The organism is Metabacillus rhizolycopersici, from assembly GCF_020075705.1.
Genome location: NZ_JAIQUM010000004.1, coordinates 85,097 through 103,082, shown reverse-complemented (window position 1 = coordinate 103,082; position 17,986 = coordinate 85,097). Strand labels below are relative to the sequence as shown.

At 35.9% G+C, this 17,986-nt stretch carries 15 protein-coding genes and 2 riboswitches; of the genes, 5 read left to right on the top strand and 10 right to left on the bottom strand.

Translation table 11 applies throughout. The features are described 5' to 3' along the window. Positions 1–158 precede the first annotated feature (158 nt). Positions 159–215, bottom strand: a riboswitch (glycine riboswitch). A 3-nt stretch (positions 216–218) separates the two neighbouring features. Beyond that, a riboswitch (glycine riboswitch) is annotated at positions 219–319 on the bottom strand. Between the two features lie 257 nt (positions 320–576). Continuing rightward, positions 577–2,400 carry a helix-turn-helix domain-containing protein gene (locus K9V48_RS03190; RefSeq protein WP_224136853.1) on the bottom strand — a complete coding sequence of 608 codons (1,824 nt, stop codon included), beginning with the start codon at positions 2,398–2,400 and terminating at the stop codon, positions 577–579. A gap of 163 nt (positions 2,401–2,563) precedes the next feature. Between K9V48_RS03190 and K9V48_RS03185 the strand changes: the two genes are divergently transcribed. Continuing rightward, positions 2,564–3,745 (top strand): M20 metallopeptidase family protein, encoded by a 1,182-nt coding sequence (locus K9V48_RS03185; protein ID WP_224136851.1) that lies wholly within the window; start codon positions 2,564–2,566, stop codon positions 3,743–3,745. Between the two features lie 67 nt (positions 3,746–3,812). After that, positions 3,813–5,060 (top strand): MFS transporter, encoded by a 1,248-nt coding sequence (locus K9V48_RS03180; RefSeq protein ID WP_224136849.1) that lies wholly within the window; start codon positions 3,813–3,815, stop codon positions 5,058–5,060. A gap of 419 nt (positions 5,061–5,479) precedes the next feature. Here the strand turns inward: K9V48_RS03180 and K9V48_RS03175 are convergent, their stop codons facing one another. The 8 genes from K9V48_RS03175 to K9V48_RS03140 form a co-directional block, all read right to left on the bottom strand. Then, on the bottom strand, positions 5,480–6,103 hold the full coding sequence (locus tag K9V48_RS03175; protein WP_224136847.1) for a CAP domain-containing protein: 624 nt from the start codon (positions 6,101–6,103) through the stop codon (positions 5,480–5,482). A 216-nt stretch (positions 6,104–6,319) separates the two neighbouring features. Further along, positions 6,320–7,081, bottom strand: a complete 762-nt coding sequence (locus tag K9V48_RS03170; protein ID WP_224136846.1) for a 2-amino-3,7-dideoxy-D-threo-hept-6-ulosonate synthase — start codon at positions 7,079–7,081, stop codon at positions 6,320–6,322. Between the two features lie 18 nt (positions 7,082–7,099). Next, positions 7,100–8,206, bottom strand: a complete 1,107-nt coding sequence (locus tag K9V48_RS03165; protein ID WP_224136845.1) for a 3-dehydroquinate synthase II domain-containing protein — start codon at positions 8,204–8,206, stop codon at positions 7,100–7,102. A 20-nt stretch (positions 8,207–8,226) separates the two neighbouring features. After that, the gene (locus K9V48_RS03160) at positions 8,227–9,480 is read right to left on the bottom strand and encodes a phenylacetate--CoA ligase family protein (protein WP_224136844.1); all 1,254 of its coding nucleotides are present in this window, start codon (positions 9,478–9,480) and stop codon (positions 8,227–8,229) included. A 13-nt stretch (positions 9,481–9,493) separates the two neighbouring features. Next, positions 9,494–10,249, bottom strand: coding sequence for an amidohydrolase family protein (locus K9V48_RS03155; RefSeq protein ID WP_224136843.1), 756 nt, complete (start codon positions 10,247–10,249; stop codon positions 9,494–9,496). 11 nt (positions 10,250–10,260) lie between these two features. Then, positions 10,261–11,595, bottom strand: coding sequence for a phenylacetate--CoA ligase family protein (locus K9V48_RS03150; RefSeq protein WP_224136842.1), 1,335 nt, complete (start codon positions 11,593–11,595; stop codon positions 10,261–10,263). Next, on the bottom strand, positions 11,592–13,763 hold the full coding sequence (locus tag K9V48_RS29370; RefSeq protein WP_224136841.1) for a tetratricopeptide repeat protein: 2,172 nt from the start codon (positions 13,761–13,763) through the stop codon (positions 11,592–11,594). Before K9V48_RS29370 ends, K9V48_RS03150 begins: the two co-directional genes overlap by 4 nt. Positions 13,764–13,765: 2 nt before the next feature. Continuing rightward, on the bottom strand, positions 13,766–14,332 hold the full coding sequence (locus K9V48_RS03140) for a tetratricopeptide repeat protein (protein WP_224136840.1): 567 nt from the start codon (positions 14,330–14,332) through the stop codon (positions 13,766–13,768). Positions 14,333–14,755: 423 nt separating this feature from the next. Here K9V48_RS03140 and K9V48_RS03135 point away from each other — a divergent pair, with 423 nt between their 5' ends. The 3 genes from K9V48_RS03135 (at position 14,756) to K9V48_RS03125 (ending at position 16,507) form a co-directional block, all read left to right on the top strand. Further along, positions 14,756–14,938 (top strand): H-type small acid-soluble spore protein, encoded by a 183-nt coding sequence (locus tag K9V48_RS03135; RefSeq protein ID WP_224136839.1) that lies wholly within the window; start codon positions 14,756–14,758, stop codon positions 14,936–14,938. Positions 14,939–15,244: 306 nt separating this feature from the next. Then, positions 15,245–15,451, top strand: a complete 207-nt coding sequence (locus K9V48_RS03130) for a cold-shock protein (protein WP_224136838.1) — start codon at positions 15,245–15,247, stop codon at positions 15,449–15,451. A gap of 609 nt (positions 15,452–16,060) precedes the next feature. After that, complete coding sequence (locus K9V48_RS03125) at positions 16,061–16,507, top strand: cupredoxin domain-containing protein (RefSeq protein WP_224136836.1); 447 nt, start codon at positions 16,061–16,063, stop codon at positions 16,505–16,507. A 157-nt stretch (positions 16,508–16,664) separates the two neighbouring features. On the opposite strand, the gene K9V48_RS03120 is transcribed toward K9V48_RS03125, so the two are convergent. Then, a complete protein-coding gene (locus K9V48_RS03120; protein ID WP_224136834.1) occupies positions 16,665–17,849 on the bottom strand; it encodes a DHH family phosphoesterase in 1,185 nt (394 codons plus the stop codon). Positions 17,850–17,986 lie beyond the last annotated feature (137 nt).

Sequence of the window (17,986 nt, the reverse complement as noted above, 5' to 3'; positions counted from 1 at the left end):
TAATCCTCCTTTGGTTCAACTTTAATCAAATCTAAATGAAAATTGACAGGGAATCGACAGCTGCAAAGATAGTCTTGTGCTTATCCTCCTCCTTTTTGCTTATCCCTATCTTTCTCTAATAAAAAAGGACAGAGAAAAATAGGTGTTGTCCTATTTTCCTCTGTCCTTTTACCTGAGAGTGTAACTCCTTTGGTGGCCTATGGCTCTCTCCAGAGATGCGTCCTATTGTGGTCCTTTTACCTGAGAGATTGATCCCAAATTTTTCGGATTTGCTCCTTCGGTGCTAAACAATGCGTTTAGTCTCTCCCACAATATTCATCCGCTAGTATTATTCTAATTTACATATTAGTCTATCGTAAGAATGATGTCAATTTAAAATTCTGAATTTTGTTATTATTCAGAACACTTATAAACATAGGAATAAATACCATATGCCCATCAAGCTAAACTAAATCGATGTTCTCAAAACGCTATTCTTTTTGTGAAATGATCAGAAAGGATGACGTTTTTTGATAAATCTATCGACTTCAAATGAATAGAAAATACCAATTATAAGAACTATGTTTCCCTACTTTGTTAATGAACCAAAAAAGTGTTATAAAGATAGACTGCCAACTGTATTTTTAGATAATCCTCATAATTGTTAAAGTCCATACCTAGAATATCCTCAATTTTTTTTATGCGATGATAGAGCGTATTGGCATGGATATGAAGTTCCTTGGCAGTAGAATTCATCGAACGATTATTCTGTATATACGTGAAAAGTGTATGCAAGAGTTCATCGTTTTTCTCCTGACCTGTCCATAATCTTGAAAACGTCTCACGCAGAAATGAATCGATTTCTTCTGGTGGATGATGTAAAAAAAGGCTACTGATTCCAATATTCCTGTAATGTACAATGCCTTTTTTCTTTTGTTTTTTCAAGTGAAGAAGGGCTTTCTCTGCTTTTAAATGATTTTCTTCCGCTTGACCAAAATGGTAATAGCCTGTGCTGATTCCCCCCCGAGCTATTACCGTAAATTGTTCGTTCCACCATTTAATACTGCTTTCAATTACCTCTGTAAAATAGTCTTCGTGGACAACATTGCGGGTAGAAGAAAAAAAAGTAATTTTGTTATTGTAGCTAAATAGAAGGCTATTTTCTACTGTTATTTTCTCTTTCAGATGCGTTAACAGAAGTAGTGCATCATTTTCAAGAGAATGTAAATCGACGTTACCATCTAATTCAATTAAAGCTGTTTGGAGAAAATAATGATGATGAATCCCTAATTCCTTTGCAGCAATCTCAGCCTGCTGTGGATTTTTTATCTTTAGAAACTGTTGATATGTTTCATAGGTTTTCTTATACATGATTTCAGTCTGTGATCGAAGTTTCATAATTTCAAGAGACAGAATAGGAGCTCCCTGTTCGATGATTAGGCTATCGATTTGTGATAGAGGAGAGCTTCCTTCTGCAATCAGACAACCTAAAAAAATGGAACCCGACCTAATCGGATAAATGTAGTAATCATTTTGAGCCTTGTCACAGATTGATACATAAGCTGCTTTCGTTTTATTAGTAAAGAGAAAAAATAGATCATCTAGACTTTTGGCTAAATTCTTATCGCGCTTAGGAACAATCGTTCCCTCAAGATAATCTGCATAGACAAAATCAATATCCATCAGTTTATTCATTTCTAAAATAATAACACTCAGGCCCTTTTTCTGAACCGACAATCCAGTAAGGAGATTGTGAATGTCTGTTCTCTTTTCTAACATTGCATTTGTTTCTTTTAGCCTTTGTGATAAATGGGTGACTTCATCTAAGGTTTTCTGTACTTCTGTATGGAGATTAGCATTATGAAGTGCAATAGCTGCCTGAGAAGCGAAACTTTGTAAAAGGAGAATATCTGTTTCGCTGAGACCATCTTCTACATCAAAACAATGAAGTGTCATAACACCAATCCGTTTTGTTCCAAATGAAACAGGAACAGATAAAATAGACTTAATATGTTCGTTTTTATAGTGTGCCTTATCAATACAGTCAAAATTTTCTTTACTTAAATCACCCATACTTTCATAAATCTCTTTCCTTGTGGTAATAAGCCTTACACAGCCATCTCTAAAAACTTTCCCTGTTATAGACTCACCTATATTCACTTTAAAGAGGCTAATGTTTTTATTAAAGCCAACATATGCCTTTATAATCAGTTTATCCGAAGGCTCATCATACATTTGTATATATCCTGCCTCTGCTGTTTCTACTATATTTAATGCGAAATGCATAATTTTTTTCAAAACTTCATCCAATTCAAGAGTCGAGTTCATTGCCCGAAAGCTTTCTATTAAATTTATTACATGATACTGTGCCTTTTGATTATCGAAACCTATTTGTTGAAGAAGTCCTTCTTTTCTTTCCATATTTCCTACCCCCATTGTTTAATTCCACATTGAATATATACAAACATTGTTTAATTCCACATTGACCAATCTATCTGAAATTATATAATATTTAGATAAATAAAAGGAAGCGGAAATATCAATCTGATTGAAAGCGTTTTCTAGAAAAGGAGGAGAAACCGGAGTGGAAAAGATAGCCTATAAGGAATTAGAAAATAAATTCGAAGATCTCGTTAATATTAGACGAGACTTACACATGTACCCAGAATTGTCATTTGAAGAAGAAAGAACTCCGACAATCATTGCAAACTATTTAAGAGAGTGTGGCCTTGAAGTAAAAACTGGAGTGGGAGGACGAGGCGTCACTGCCTTATTAAAAGGCGCAAAACCCGGAAAAACGGTTGCGCTTCGTGCTGATTTTGATGCACTACCCATTCAGGATGAAAAGACAGTTCCCTATAAATCAAAAATACCAGGTATCATGCATGCATGTGGACATGATATTCATACTGCTTCACTACTTGGAGCAGCTTATGCCCTCAGCAAAGTCAAGGAACATCTTCAAGGCAATGTAATGTTTATTCACCAGTTCGCAGAAGAAGTTATTCCAGGGGGTGCAAAAGCAATGATTGAGGATGGGTGCCTTAATCATGTCGATGTGGTCTACGGAGCGCATGTTTTGTCGAACCTGCCTGTAGGTCAAATTCTTTTTAAAGAAGAACATATGATGGCAGCTGGCGATAAGTTTGAAATTGTTATAAAAGGAGAAGGTGGACATGGATCTTCCCCACATCTCGCGGTTGACCCAGTTCTCATCGGGAGCCAAATTGTAACAAATATCCAGCAAATAACCGCAAGCCGGATAAATACGACTGATCCTGCTGTTGTAACGGTCTGTTCGTTTGATGGTGCAAGTAGCTTTAATATTATACCCGATCAAGTAACCTTATCTGGAACCGTTCGCACTTTTTCAGAGGAAGCAAGGGAACTTTGTGAAAAGAATATTAGAAGAATAGCAGAGGCAGCTTGCAGCGGAGCAGGTGCCGAGTGTCTAGTAACGTATGAATACGGCTATCCTTCTGTATGCAACAATTCGGAAGAAGCACTTCGCGTTAAATGCATTGGTGAAAAGATTGTAGGAAAAGAAAATATTTCAGAGTCCTCTTTACAGATGGCGATGGAGGATTTTTCCTACTATGTAAAAGAGAAGCCGGGTGCATTTTTTAATGTAGGAGGAATGAATCCTGCTATTCAAGCTGTCTACCCTCATCACCACCCGAAATTTGATGTTGATGAGCAGTCTATTATTCTAGCTGGAAAAATGTTTATTTCACTCGTTTTCGATTACTTAAACAACTCACATTAATATACGTAAGAAAAAGTATTCTGTTTGACTTTCCGTTAATATGTAAATTTAGGAGGAGGGCATCACTTTGCAAAACAACCAAATTAATAATAAAAAGAGGCATATGATTCTTGCACTACTGTTTTTAGGATGGTGTTTATCTTATCTTGACAGGATGGCAATGAATGTTGGGATTGTGGAAATTGCAAAAGATTTTAATCTTAGCCCGTCTGTTATGGGTATTGTGTTGAGCAGTTTTTTTGCTGGCTATGCTTTAATGCAATTGCCTGGCGGCTGGCTTGCTGATAAATTCGGATCCAGAAAAGTAATTGCTATTGCTATTTTGTTTTGGTCATTATTTACAGTTTTAACAGGAATGGCCTGGTCCCTTATGTCTATGATTATCATTCGTTTTATGTTTGGTCTCGGAGAAGGAGGATATCCTGCAGCAAGCTCCAAAGCAATAGCTGATGTCTTTCCTAAAGCAGAGCGAACTAGTGCCCAGACGATCATGATGTCTTCCAATTCACTTGGTGGAGTGATTGCTCCTTTAATTGCTACGCCGTTACTTGTGTGGATAGGTTGGCAGAACCTCTTTATTGCCATAGGTATATTGGGTATTTTCGTTGCAGCTTTACTTTGGTATTATTTAAATCCGAAAAATATGCAGGTCGAAAAAGCTGATGAAGAAACGGCTCAAAAAGCTTCTTTTAAAGATGTTTTAAAACTTAGGACAAGCTGGCAGTTAGCCATTATGTGGTTTGGAGTAAGTACTGTCGTATGGGGACTCATTTCATGGATGCCTCCTTATCTTGTAGATGTTAGAGGTCTTGATTTGATGTCTATGGGTATGCTTACGTCAATTCCGGCACTTGCTGGCGCTGTAGGTGTTATTATTGGTGGACAACTTATCAAGTCTTTATTAAGCGGAAAAGAAAAATATCTTTCAATTGTAAGCTTTATCATCATGATTGTATCTCTGTATTTGTTATTTAACGCACCGTCTGTTTCGCTAGTCATTACGTATCAAGCTATATGTATGTTTTTTCATGGCCCAATTGTGGCTACCATTTTTGGTCTCCCGCATAAAATATTCTCAAAGAACGTTATTGGGTCTACATTTGGGATGATTAATCTTGGCGGAATGATTGGAGCATTTCTTGCACCAATGATTATGGGATATTTAATTGAAGTTTTTAATGGGTTATATGTATCCGCATTCATGTATATAATTGTCTGTGCTGTTTTAGGTATCTTTGCATCAGTAGGGCTTAATTCGAAAAATAATCTTTCAAGCGAAGTTAATGTGGTGACTAGCAACGATAAAGCTATATAATATCAAGGCCAAGTTTGTGCAGGAGCAAGATGCTTGTCCATTGGAAAACAAGTCTAAAAACTCATACTGTATAGGAGATTAATATTGACTCAAACAGAAACCGTTACGTATTTTTTCAGCTTCTAAAAAAATACAAAATAGACATTAGTCAATTACAAGCAAAACTTTATTGTTTGAACTATAAAAAGCTAAGAAGTGAAGTGAACTGACCTAGCGAAATGAGAGACTATTTTCATCTCTTTTATTTTTATACTAATTTTATAATTGAAAGAATTTCACATCACTAATACATGCTAAAAGCAGTAAGATTTTCTATTCGAAATCTACTGCTTTTAACTTCTTTACTCTTTATGTTTTTTCCGGTACCTCAAAAGTGAATTAATTACCCTATGTGTCAGCCACATTTGGTTATCGTTATCCTATCTCCCTTTAATAAACATTTGAACCCATGCCCCATGATAGTAGCCTACACCAATTGCATCAAATTCCGGTTTTAAAATATTTGCGCGATGGCCAGAAGAGTTCATCCATGCGTTCATTACCTCTTGTGGTGTTTTTTGTCCCTTTGCGATATTTTCTCCTGCATATGAGTAGCTAATTCCAAAAGTTTTTAACATATCAAATGGCGAACCATAGTTTGGGCTTGTGTGAGAAAAATAATTAGAATTAATCATGTCCTGAGCTTTTTTCTGTGCGACATTTTTCACATCTGCTCTGTGAGTAAGTGATTTTAATCCTGCTTTAGCTCTTTGTTGATTGACTAGCTGGACAACCTGTTCTTCAAAGCTGCTAGGACTTGAGGCAGATGCCTTTAAACGAATAACCTCTCCGACATGCATATTTGTCGGTTCGATTGTAGGGTTTAGCTGCATTAGCTTTTTATAATCCAAGCCATATCGTTGCGCTATGTACCAAAAAGTATCCCCTTTTGAAACTTTATAAAATTCAAAAGGTGGTTCTTTAAACGTCTTGATTTGTCCATAAGATATAGACGGAATGGCTAATAAAAAAATCGCTGTTGCCAATACTATTTTTTTTAGCATTGTTTTTTCCCTCCAGTTTCACTAGTAGTTTTTTCCACCATCCTAGTATGGCTTAATCTTCAAAATGAATACATGATTGAAACTTATTTCCTTTTACTCGAAATTCTTATTAGTTGAAGTTTCGTCCATCCATTAATGATGGTTAGGTGTTAGCTGAACTTTACCCTCGAAACAGAAATAAGGATGAACATTAATCTGTTCATCCTTTCAAGATAATTATTGATCGAGAATAGAACGAATACCCGCACAAAGCTTTGCTGGGTTTTCATCTTGAAAAATATTTCTGCCAATCGAGATACCGTTAGCACCAGCACTGATTGCATCGTCAACCATCGATAACAAATCACCACTTGATGATAATCTTTCGCCACCAGCAATTAACACAGGAATTTTCACACCAGTTATTACGTCTTTAAATGATTCTGCTGATCCACTGTAATTTACTTTTACGATATCAGCACCTAGTTCTTCGGCAACTCGGGCTGCATGCCGAATTCGTACTGAATCAAATTCATGATCTTTTGAGCCATCACGTACATACATCATCGCAAGCAACGGTAAGCCCCATTTATCACATTCTTCAGCAATCATTCCAACATCTCTTAACTGATCTGCTTCAAAGGGTGATCCTAAATTTACATGTGTCGAAATAGCTGTTGCACCTAAACGAATTGAATGCTCCACAGATGAAACAACTTCTTTCCGGTTTGCTTGTGCTTCAGGTGCTAACGAAGTTGAAGCAGACAAATGAATAATTAATTCTCCTTTATTGGATCCGAGTGTATCTTTTAAATAACGGACAAGTCCTTTATGAACAACGACCGCATCTGCTCCGCCCTCAAACACTGCCTTTACTGTTTCATTAATCTCAGTTAAACCCACTACAGGACCAATCGTAATTCCATGATCCATCGGGACAATTAATAATTTATCAGAATGATGATATAGTTTTTTAAATCGTATTTCTTTCCCCGACATAAATTTTTGCCTCCCATTTTATTTTTCAATGATCGTTTCGTTTACTTTAACCCCAACATGTCTACCTGGTTCACATACATAGGAAAGTAATTCATCACCAGGTTTAATTGTTGAAGCATTGCGAGGCTTTCCATCTGCACTCATAATTCGAATATGCCAATCATCTTGAACAATGACATTCAGCTCTCGATTTCCAACCGTTCCTTTTATTAATAACATTGGACGTACTTCTGTTTTCATTCGACCAACAGTAAGAATACGCGTTTCACCCTTCGTATTCACACATAGTACTTTATCGCCAACCTTTAAATCGCTTAAATATTCAGCTGCATCGTCTGGCTGCCATACATAGGAGTGAATTGCACCAGCATTTACACGGAAAGGTCTTAAATTCATATATGGAAGATAATGTGTTTCAGAGCAGACAAATAGACCGCCACCAGATGTCGAGCCAATTATCATCCCTTCATCTTGCGTCATAATCCCTGTCGTATCAATACATGCACGTACACCCATTCCAGCATGCTTAACTTCAGTCACAACCATCGGATGTAGCTTCAAATTTTCTGAGGAAAGCTTCGACATATAGGCAGTTAGTCGCTTCACCTCATCAACATCTGTTGTAGCAAATAGAACACCGTCACTACCTTTCTCAAGGGTTCCATACGCAATTTCTGTATCAATAGCTGTATTTACAGCTCGTAGTAATACTGTGTTGCTTTCTTCTAATCTAGCAATAATTAATTCAAGTGGAATGTTTGTTGGTAAGTCAAAATCTACGGCAGCGAAATCATACTCACTTGCTTCTCTTGAAACACGTTCTAACATGACTCGATCATCTACTGAATAAAAAATACACGTTTGGTAGCCTAGTTTTTTCGCATTTGCTAAAATTTCTTGATTGTTAGAAAATACGACGTCTCCTAAAGGTACTTGTTCAAGCTCATCCGTGTTCGCTACTTCTGTAATAAATGACATTTTTTGCGGAAAATATCCACCTTGTCGCTGTTGCAGGGAAACAACAACCTTGTCAATTGGTGAATGGTTAATTAACTCCCAAATATCCATATTTTCAACTGAAACTTCTCTACCGTCATACCATACTTGCCTTTCTTTTTGTTGCATTTTTTACTTGCTCCTTCCAACTAGGGGTTTATAATTTGTTTTAATAAGCTTTCTGTCTCTTGATCTGTTAAATAATAACGAGGCTTCGCTTTCATTCCGAATGATAAAGATTCATGTCGATCATACAATGTTCCTTTTTCTAACAAGAGGATTGAGAGGCCAATTTCAAATGTTGCTTTAAGAGTTTCAACATACTCGTTTGACACCATATCATGATCAGATTCTTTTTCGATAAATAGATAGAGGTGATTGTTCCATTTACCAACTGTCCAAAATCGTCTTGCAGGTAATCGAGATATCATTTTCTCAATTGCATATAAATCAAATCTAACAGTATTGATTGTTAACATTTCATCTTTTCTTCCCCTAATTTGGTATGAACAGCCAGAACCACAACTACAAGGATGATGATTTACTTGCACAATATCACCAGTTAAATAACGAATCATAGGCGTTGCTCGTTTTCGTAACGTGGTCACCACTAAATTGCCGCAATCTCCATCCTTTACCGCTGTTTGTAAATCATCCTCTAAAACTTCTACATGAAAACACTCCTCAAACAAATGCAATTGCTGAAACGAGCAATCTACCATGATCGTCCCAGCTTCTGTCATTCCATAGTTATCAAATACAGGGACGCCCCAAATATCTTCGATTAATGCTCGACGAAATGGTGTTAATGGCTCACCCGCTGTATATATCGCTCTTAATGCTGGAAAATCAGTTTTAGGATTCAAGTTATTCATTTCCGCTACCTCAGCGAGCATGATTGATTGAAGTGAATTACATGCAAGCACGGTTACATGTAACGTTTGTAATAAATCGATCACCTTTGGCATTGGTGTAACCGTTGTGCGACTATCAGCTGGTACGACGCAACCATTTTGTTTTTGTACCGTTTGATGAATGAAATGGGAAATCGTTGATAGTGCATACGGAAAGCGGATGAGAACAATATCTTTTTCCTTGAATTTAAATCCATTTGTTGCAATTTGATTCGATATTTCATCAAGGTCTGTTTCGCTATACCAGATTGCTACGGGTCGACCTGTCGTACCCGATGATTCATGATACTGCGCCAATGACTCTGCAGCGTTTGGCAATAGCCCAAAAGGTGAATGCTGTCTTAAATCATTTTTAGTTGTGATCGGAATCTGCTTAATATCCGCTAGTGTGCGTAATGGGAGATGTGGTAAACGTTTAGCATAAAAGGTTGAGGTTTTTGCATATTTAAGCACATCATTTAACGAGGATAACTTCTCTTGTGCGTCCAACTAAACACACCCTTTATGTCATCTGTAGAAGATGTTTAATATTTTCACTTAATACTTGCTCACGTTCACGATCTGTTAACGGAAGTTTTAAAATTTTTTCCAATTCAATCGCTGGATGTGATAATGGATATTCTGAACCGAAAATCACTTTTGACGCGCCAATTTTCTTAATCGTTTCTTGAATGTGAAGATAATTACCTGTTGATGTTTCTAAATAAAAATTAGGAAGGGTTTTTACCGCCTCAACAGCTTCTTGGTCAGCCGGACCAAATCCCATATGACCAACTATAAAATTTGTCTGAGGAAATCGCTTAGCTAATTGTATGAACTTAGTAGTTGATGCACCAGGACTGTAGACAACATGCGAATATACTGGAAAACCATAATCCCCACAGAGAGACGCTAAGCTTTGAATTCCTTTCGATGCAAATGAAAACTGATGTGATAAAGGAGATAGTTTTAAGCCTAAAAAGCCAAGCTCTCGACCTTTTTCAAGTTGTTGATCTACATCTTGGTCATGAGGGTTTATACAGATAAATCCCTTTATATTTTTATTACCCTTGATTGCTTTTTCAACGTATTGATTATCCGGGATAGGATTGTCTGGTTTTGCTTTACCAGTAATATAATCTGTCATTTTTCGAACATCCAACATTGCTCCAGGAACCGCAACCCCTTGATCAATACCTGCATCTTTCATCATCTTTATATATGATTCTGTATTTCCGTAATCTGTATTTGATAAATGCGCATGTGCATCAATGATCAATTTTTTCACCTCTATTTGTAAACAACACGAATTGTTTTTCCTGTTGGACGTGGTAGTTTTTCAACAAATTCAAATGAAAATGGGATTCCAGAAGCAAATTCAAGCTTACTTGCTAATGAATCTGCCAGATGCTCTGAAGGCTCAATGTCAGCTGCAAGCTCACATCGAACGTTTATAACTTCATTGTCGCCTTCTTTATTTAAAACAAATTCAAACCAGTTACCTATTTCAGGCTCACGCATTAAAAATTCCTCAAGGTAAAATGGAGATAGTGTTGTGCCGTTGTAGAGAATTTGATCCACTACTCTGCCTCGAAGATAAAATTTCGGCATTGTTACCCCACACGAACATGTTTCTGATTCTATATAGCCTAAGTCACCTGTTTGAAAACGTAAAATTGGTGTGTCGTAGCGAAGTGCACTTGTTACAACGATTTCACCAATTTCCCCTTCATCAAGTGGCTCTCCTGTTTTATGATCAACAATTTCAAGAATGGCGTGCCCTTGAGTGACATGATACCCATCGTGATCATCACATTCAATTCCTAAAACTCCACATTCAAGACTTCCGTAAAAGAAGTTAGCAGTCGCACCCCATAGTTTTTCTAGGCGGCTGCGAAATGCCGGAGAACAACCCTCTCCAGTAATCCATAACTTTTTTAACTGTAACGATGTTAAATCAAACTCTTGCTCATTAGCCTCTTCAGCTAATAACATCGCCCATGAAGGTGTTGTTATCACAACATTTGGTAAGAGATCTCTTATCAATTTTAATGTTTTCTTAGGAGTTGAATATGCTCCACCCTTCCCAGCCGGAATGACTGTTGCTTCACAACCTTCCATAAACGTTTTATGAAAAGCCAAACCAGCAGCACTCATTTCATATGGAAGAGCATTTAAACAAACATCACCAGGATCTACTGAAAATAAATCTGGATACCTCGGTGCTAAATCGTGCAAGTAGTAATCATTCCATGTATACATCATATAAATCTCTTCTCCACCTGTCGTACCAGTTGATACTTGAACAAGTGCAATTTCTTTTTTATCACATGTTAAGAGGATATATGGGTTTCCTCTTAGCTCATCCTTTGTCAAAAATGGTAATTTACTTAAGTCACTTAATTGCATGATATCGTTCGGTTTCATATTTACTTCATCGAGCTTTTGACGGTAAAATTCATTTTTTTCATATGCCTTATTTACAATTTCTTGTAAAGATGCAAGATGATATTCATTAATTTGTTGCTCTGACATCTTATCTGGATGTGGGTTCCCGTTTAAAAAACGGTCAATGGTAGCAGGCAAATTTACTTTTTTCAGTTTGTCTTCAAATAACGAGCTCATGTTTCTGGGTTTCCCTCCTGTCTTTCGATGAGTTGAGCATATTTGGAGCTAGGTGCAACTTTTACTAGCTTTTTAAATGTTTTCTCAGCTTTATCCAAGAGATGGGTTCGTTTATATAAATGACCTAAATCAAACAATAATTTGACATATTGGTCTTTTGAGATCGGAGGATTTTCATGATGTCGTTCAAAGGCTGTTCTAACACCAGAAAAGTCTCTAATTGCAAGATTACTAGAATGGAAGAAACCTTCTGGTAAAACACTGTATATAGACCCTCGTAAAAATTTCAATTCTGGATTATCGGTCTTAATGGATGTTTTTAACAACTTTAATGCTTTCATTGTTTCGCCAAACATTTCCTGTGGATCACTTGCATACTTACCTACCAGTGCTATTGATGCCGCAAAATATGTGTTCGCAACTTCACAATCAGGGTACGCTTGCTGTGCTTTTCCCCAAGCCTCTAAACTTTGTTTAGCAGCCAGTTTATTTCCTTTTGCACCTAAAGCATGCAATTCTTTAGCCTCCGCATAAAATTTATCTTTCGTTGCTTGTGAAAGTACGCGCAGTTTCTTCTGTTTATAACTATATTGCTCTTGTTTCTCGTTCACTAATTGCTGAATCCCATTACTAGGGCTAGTTTGCGATAGTTTATTCCATGCTTCTTTTGCTTCCTCTATCATCTCAAGCTTTTCATAGGCACATCCTAAATCAAATAATAGCTGTTGATACGTTTCTTCATTTAATGAATCTGGTTCCTTGTCATATTCTGTTAACAGAAATTCAATATCACTTACTGCTATCGCAGAGCGTCTAAAAAAATTTTCTGGTAAACGTAAACTGTGTTTTGCTCTGACTAGTCGAAGTTGAGGATTTGCTGGATTTTCATTTATTAGACGATCCATTGCTTTCATCGATTTAATTGCTGAGCCAAACATTTCAAATGTGCTATTTGAGTCTCTTCCTAACATTGATTGGACATCCAAATAAGCCATTTCTACTTCAGGTGCTGTATTCGTTAAGACAAAGCTTTCAAAGAAGTCAATTGCTCTTTGTACTTCTGTAGGACCGCCATTTAGTGCTTTTTGATGCATAAGAATTGCCTCATCTGTTAGTCCATTAGCTTTTCCTTCTGTTTTTGACGTTTTGCTTGAAGCTTCGTTACTGTTATTTGCGTTAACCGGGACATTGCTTCCGACATTATTGATATTCTTTAATTTTGATTGAAACATAGATGCTTTTTCTGATTGATTTGTTCGCTTGCAAGCATCAATAACATTTTTTAATATGTCTACATATTCATCTTCATTTAAAATAGATGAGTCCTTTTCATATGCAGAAACAAGGAAAGAAAAGTCTTCTATCGCAGTGCTCGTTCTTTGAAAGTACATTTCAGGAAGTCGATAAGAAACATTCCCTCTTAACACTCTAGCGATGACTAAATTAGGAGCTTCCTGAACAACCCCGTCTAAAATCTTCAATCCTTCTAATGCGTATTTCATCTTATCTGTAACGCTACTTGCATCCCTGCCTAGTAAAGTGGTAGCACTTCCTAAATAAGCTTTAATTTCCAAATTGTTTTTTTGCTGTTTTGCAAGGTCTTTAAATGCGGATATTGCATTTTTTACTGATTGTTTGTTCCCTTTTATGCCTTCTTCGTGAAGTTTAATTGCATCTCTTAAAGCTCCATTTTGTGATGAAGTAGCTTTGCTAGGAGTTGATTTTGGTTGAAAATGTAGATTTTCAGTTTGCTTTTCCTTGACCTGATTTGAGGTAGAAAAGCTATTTGTATAATTTTTATTTTTTTTCGATTTCGTCGAATTGCTACTCTTTGATTGTGTTTTTTCTGAATCATTTTGTTCTTGTGCTGAACCCGGAACGATTAATTCTAATAGTTCTAGTACTAATGTTTGAATATCTTCTTGTAAATGTACTGGAACTGAAACATCAATAGGTTCTTTAACGACTTTTTCTATTAGTTCAATTACCCGTTCTTGAGCGTGCTTCTGCACTGTCGCTGGAATAAATGCAGCGTCTTGATTTTTTACTTGTGTTTGTTTTTTATCTGATTTACTAACAGCAGCATTTTCTTTCATACTATAGGGATTAGATTTGCTTAATGTTGTTAGTATCTGTTGTCGTAATTGTGATTTTTTGTAAGATCCCACAATTACTCACCTCCAGTTGATTTAGCTTTTTCTACAAGCGTTTTATATTTGCTATTATTTAAACTCAATAGCTTATTCCATGTTTCCTCTGCACGTTGAGAGTTACCTACAGTTTTATATGATGCACCTAACTTTAATAAGATCTCATAATATTGTTCTTTGGAAATATCTCGATTGTTTCCCTCGAATGCTTTGATTAGATATTGAAAATCTTCTATAGCCGTTTTCGTACGTTTAAAGTAGACTTCAGGTAAGCGATAGGCAACATTTCCTCTTAACATACGAATCTCAACATTATTTCCATCTAACTTAATTGCCTGATCTAGAGCTTTCATACCTCTTTTTGCATAGTTCGTTTTATCTGTTAAATCAGTACTATCTCTTGCGATTAATGCTGATGAGCTTCCAAAGTACGCCTCAACTAGTGAATGATTATTTACTTGGAATTTAATGTTCTTCAACGTTTCATACGCCTTCTGGGCTGCTTGCTTATCACCATTTATCGCCTTTTTGTGAAGAGCTACAGCCTTATCAAAGTCTTTTTTCCAGTTAGTATTCCCTGTTCCCATTTCTTGCACCTCCTTCTTACAAACTTGCGCTATGAGTTTTGAAAAATTCATAGTTTAATTAACACAATTACAATTTATGTTCTAAAGATGGTATGGTGATAGACTGTACTAGAAAAGATTATATTTAGTGACAGTGACTAATTTGATAACGTTTCCATTTTAAACTTTCATGATTCCATTGACTTATGTATAGTCTGTTACATCATTTTTTACTGGGATTAGAAAAATATGTGATCGTTATTAATAAGCTTGTTTGCTCTTCTAAGTAGATTTTTTGAAACGTACCGGATTGGCGTTAAATATCTTATAGAAAACTTGCTCCCATAATAAGCATCCAAAATAACATTTTAAAATAATTCTCGTACATAAATTACATGGTCTATGTAAATAATAGAATGATGATTTTATTAGGAGGTTTTTTATATGGATATTATTCGAGTAAAACAAATTCTCTCATCTTCTGCGGATGTCAAAGTCATGTATAACGGAAGCTCAATTTGGATTGATGAATTACATGAAGATCAAGAATTAGTTACTTGTCATTTAAGAGGACCACTTGAGGAACGAACACAAGTTGCTGTATCTGACTTGATTGAAGTTAAATGACAAGAACAAAAGAGCAAGCGCCTTGATCAGCCTCGGGCAAATAAGACGATTTTGAATAGAAGGTGTTTTTTATCTTCAATTCAAAAGTGGCTGTAGACCCAAGAGGGGCTAGGCACTGGATGTCGTGCGCTTATCCACAGTACAAGAATTTTATAAATTCCTAAGCAAAAATAAAGTAAACCACTTCTAGTTTTTAGAAACAACATTCTAATTCTGGAAGGAATTTGTTAACTAATCAACATATTGTTAGGAAAAAAGTGTATAATATATGTAGTACTAAATCTCCTTACTAAAGGATGTGAGTAAATGAGATTTCAACAGCAAGTCGAAAAACCGCCCGAAGTAAATTTAAAAATATGGACTTGTGCTTCCGATGATTGCAATGGTTGGATGAGGGATAATTTTAAATCTGACGAAAATCCAAATTGCCCTCTATGTGGACACGCAATGATTGAAGAAGAACGTACTTTACCAGTGTTAGAAAACTTTTCAGCAGTTAACTTAAAAAAGTAATGATAAGATAATGCGAGTTGTATCTTAACTTTTACGGACAGTTCATTATCCCCTCACCTTCTCCTCCTTGAATCACTCAAATTTAGAAGTGAGGGGTTTTTACTGCCAGTTAATAATGAGAGAAAATCTTGACCTACTATTACTTCTGCGTTTGTTACAATGAAATTGCTTAGATGTGAATCTTTTTAGCTTTATGAGGATGGCCGCATGCTCGTTAGGTGGAATTTTGAGGACAATAAAATCAATCATATTTCCTCCTATTAATACAAAACCTATTTGTTTCACACAGCAGTATTTCTTACCAAGTACTATTGTAATATAGAAATAAAAAACGACGTCTATAGACGTCGTTTTTGCGTATTGAGGCGAAAGACTGCACGCCACATCGTGCATTTAGCCAGAAGGCATGTCTGTCGACTTACACAATTCAGCTCATCGCTTGTTTAATATAACATAACTTCAATAAAAAAAGAAGTCTTAATGTAAAATTTGTTGGCAATCCTTATAAATACCTTATTCAATTTCTTTTTCTTTTTAACTTTTAGACAAGTTCACCTCCCTATTGACATATAGATGATGGAGACATGCTTTCAAGAGGGAGGAATCATATTGAAATTTATCGTTATTAATAGGAAATGGTTGTTTATAGTAATCGGAGCACTTTTAGCTTTTAGTTTGTATTTTATCTCGAGAGAAGCCATCCCAACTTTTAAAACTAGTAACAACCATGGAAATGACCTTATTATCAACATGGTCACAGGAGAATTTTCGACAACTACAACGGATGGAAAGAAAATTGAGTCCTATCGTTTTGACCCTGGTACAATTGTTATTCCAAAGGATCAAGATGTAACTTTAAGTATTTTCGGAGTAAACGGTGCGGAACATCCATTTTTTATTGAAGGTACTGATATCAAGGGGACGGTTAAAAAAGGCGAAGAAACGATTGTACCTTTGCACTTTAAAGAAGAAGGGACGTATCGCTTAATTTGTGATACACATACACATGATGGGCATGGTAGTATATCGATGATTGCTTATATCATTGTCGATTAACAAACATCACAACAATCTTTATGGTTGATGATAGTGGAGGATGGAAAGCTCACATTTTTAGTATACTAATTCGCTCTAAATAAAAATTTCTATATTATTGAAGAACAGCAAAACCACAAAGGCCTTGCTGTTCTTTTATGAATATGAAAATTCCCTCTTATTTCATCCCGTCGTAAGATTGAACTAAATAATCAATTAGTTTCTCATCTTTTGAAAGCCCTGCTGAAAAAGATCTTTTCAAAAATCGTTCTGCAGTCTCGAATGATGGATGTGCTTCCGGAAGTAAAACATGGTTTTTTTCGATAATCCATTGTTCTTTTCCATCTTGGTATAGTAAAAATTGATCATCTTCTTTGTTTTCATAATGTGAACATCGAACCTTATTATTATATTGATTATTGCGTGAATCTTCTTTTAATGACTTAATGGAGAATGGTTTTTCAACAAATTCTTTATAAGCTTCTTTTGTTATTTGGCAGCCCGAGGCTTTTGCATGTCCTCCACCACCATACTTAGAAGCCAAGTCGGACACATCAACATGATCATGTATCGTCCGAAAACTAATTTTTTTACTTCCCATATTCAACATGGAAATGCAATCTAGATGAGGATACTCTTTCCCTAGTGCATTACCTAATTCCGAATGATAAGACTCTGCATGAACAATTCCGACACAGAGATCATTAATTGTAGTTTGAACTAATTCTCTTCTTTTTCGACGAATATATCGGTCTGTTTTTTTCTCTTCAATAGCCAATATTTTTTCTTCAAATTCATCAAAAGAAAAATGAGCTTGCTGATTGATTCTTTCAAGCATTGACTCTTCAAATTCTTCTATTGACTGCATATATAATAGATCATTTAGTCTTTTCGCAAGGAAGTTATCATTTTTTTCCCATTCCCATGTATCATATTGACGGACCAACTCTACGTATTCATCTAAAATAGCTGTTGGTTGGATAAAGTTGCGCTCAACTAAATACGTGTAAAATAAGGAGGTTGCTGACGCTAGCTTCCCTTCAGCTTCTTCAACTTTCACTATACCCCACTCATATTCATTAAAATGAAGTGCGGTTTTATGGTGATCAATTAATTGAATGTTCCCTCCCTTCGATGTATACTCATTTAACTTTAACTCATTCTCTTTGTTTACTGATAAATCTGTTATGTAAAGTTGAAAATTCGTTTTCTTCCCGAATTCATTTAAAAATTTCTCTACTTGATAGTCTAGACTGTTAACTGAATGATAATGTACTTCGATATTGGTCGGAAATGCATACTTTGCAAGAATTCCACAACTGACACCATCTAAATCATTATGAGTAAATAATTGATTCTGCATGGACTCACCCTCTAATTCAACATTTTCAAATTTAAATCCTGATCTTTATTACGTGTTTTTTACAAACGAAACGATGTGATAGGTATGACAATTTTTTAGTATAGCTTTAAAGTTGAACCTGTTCAATATATGCTTTA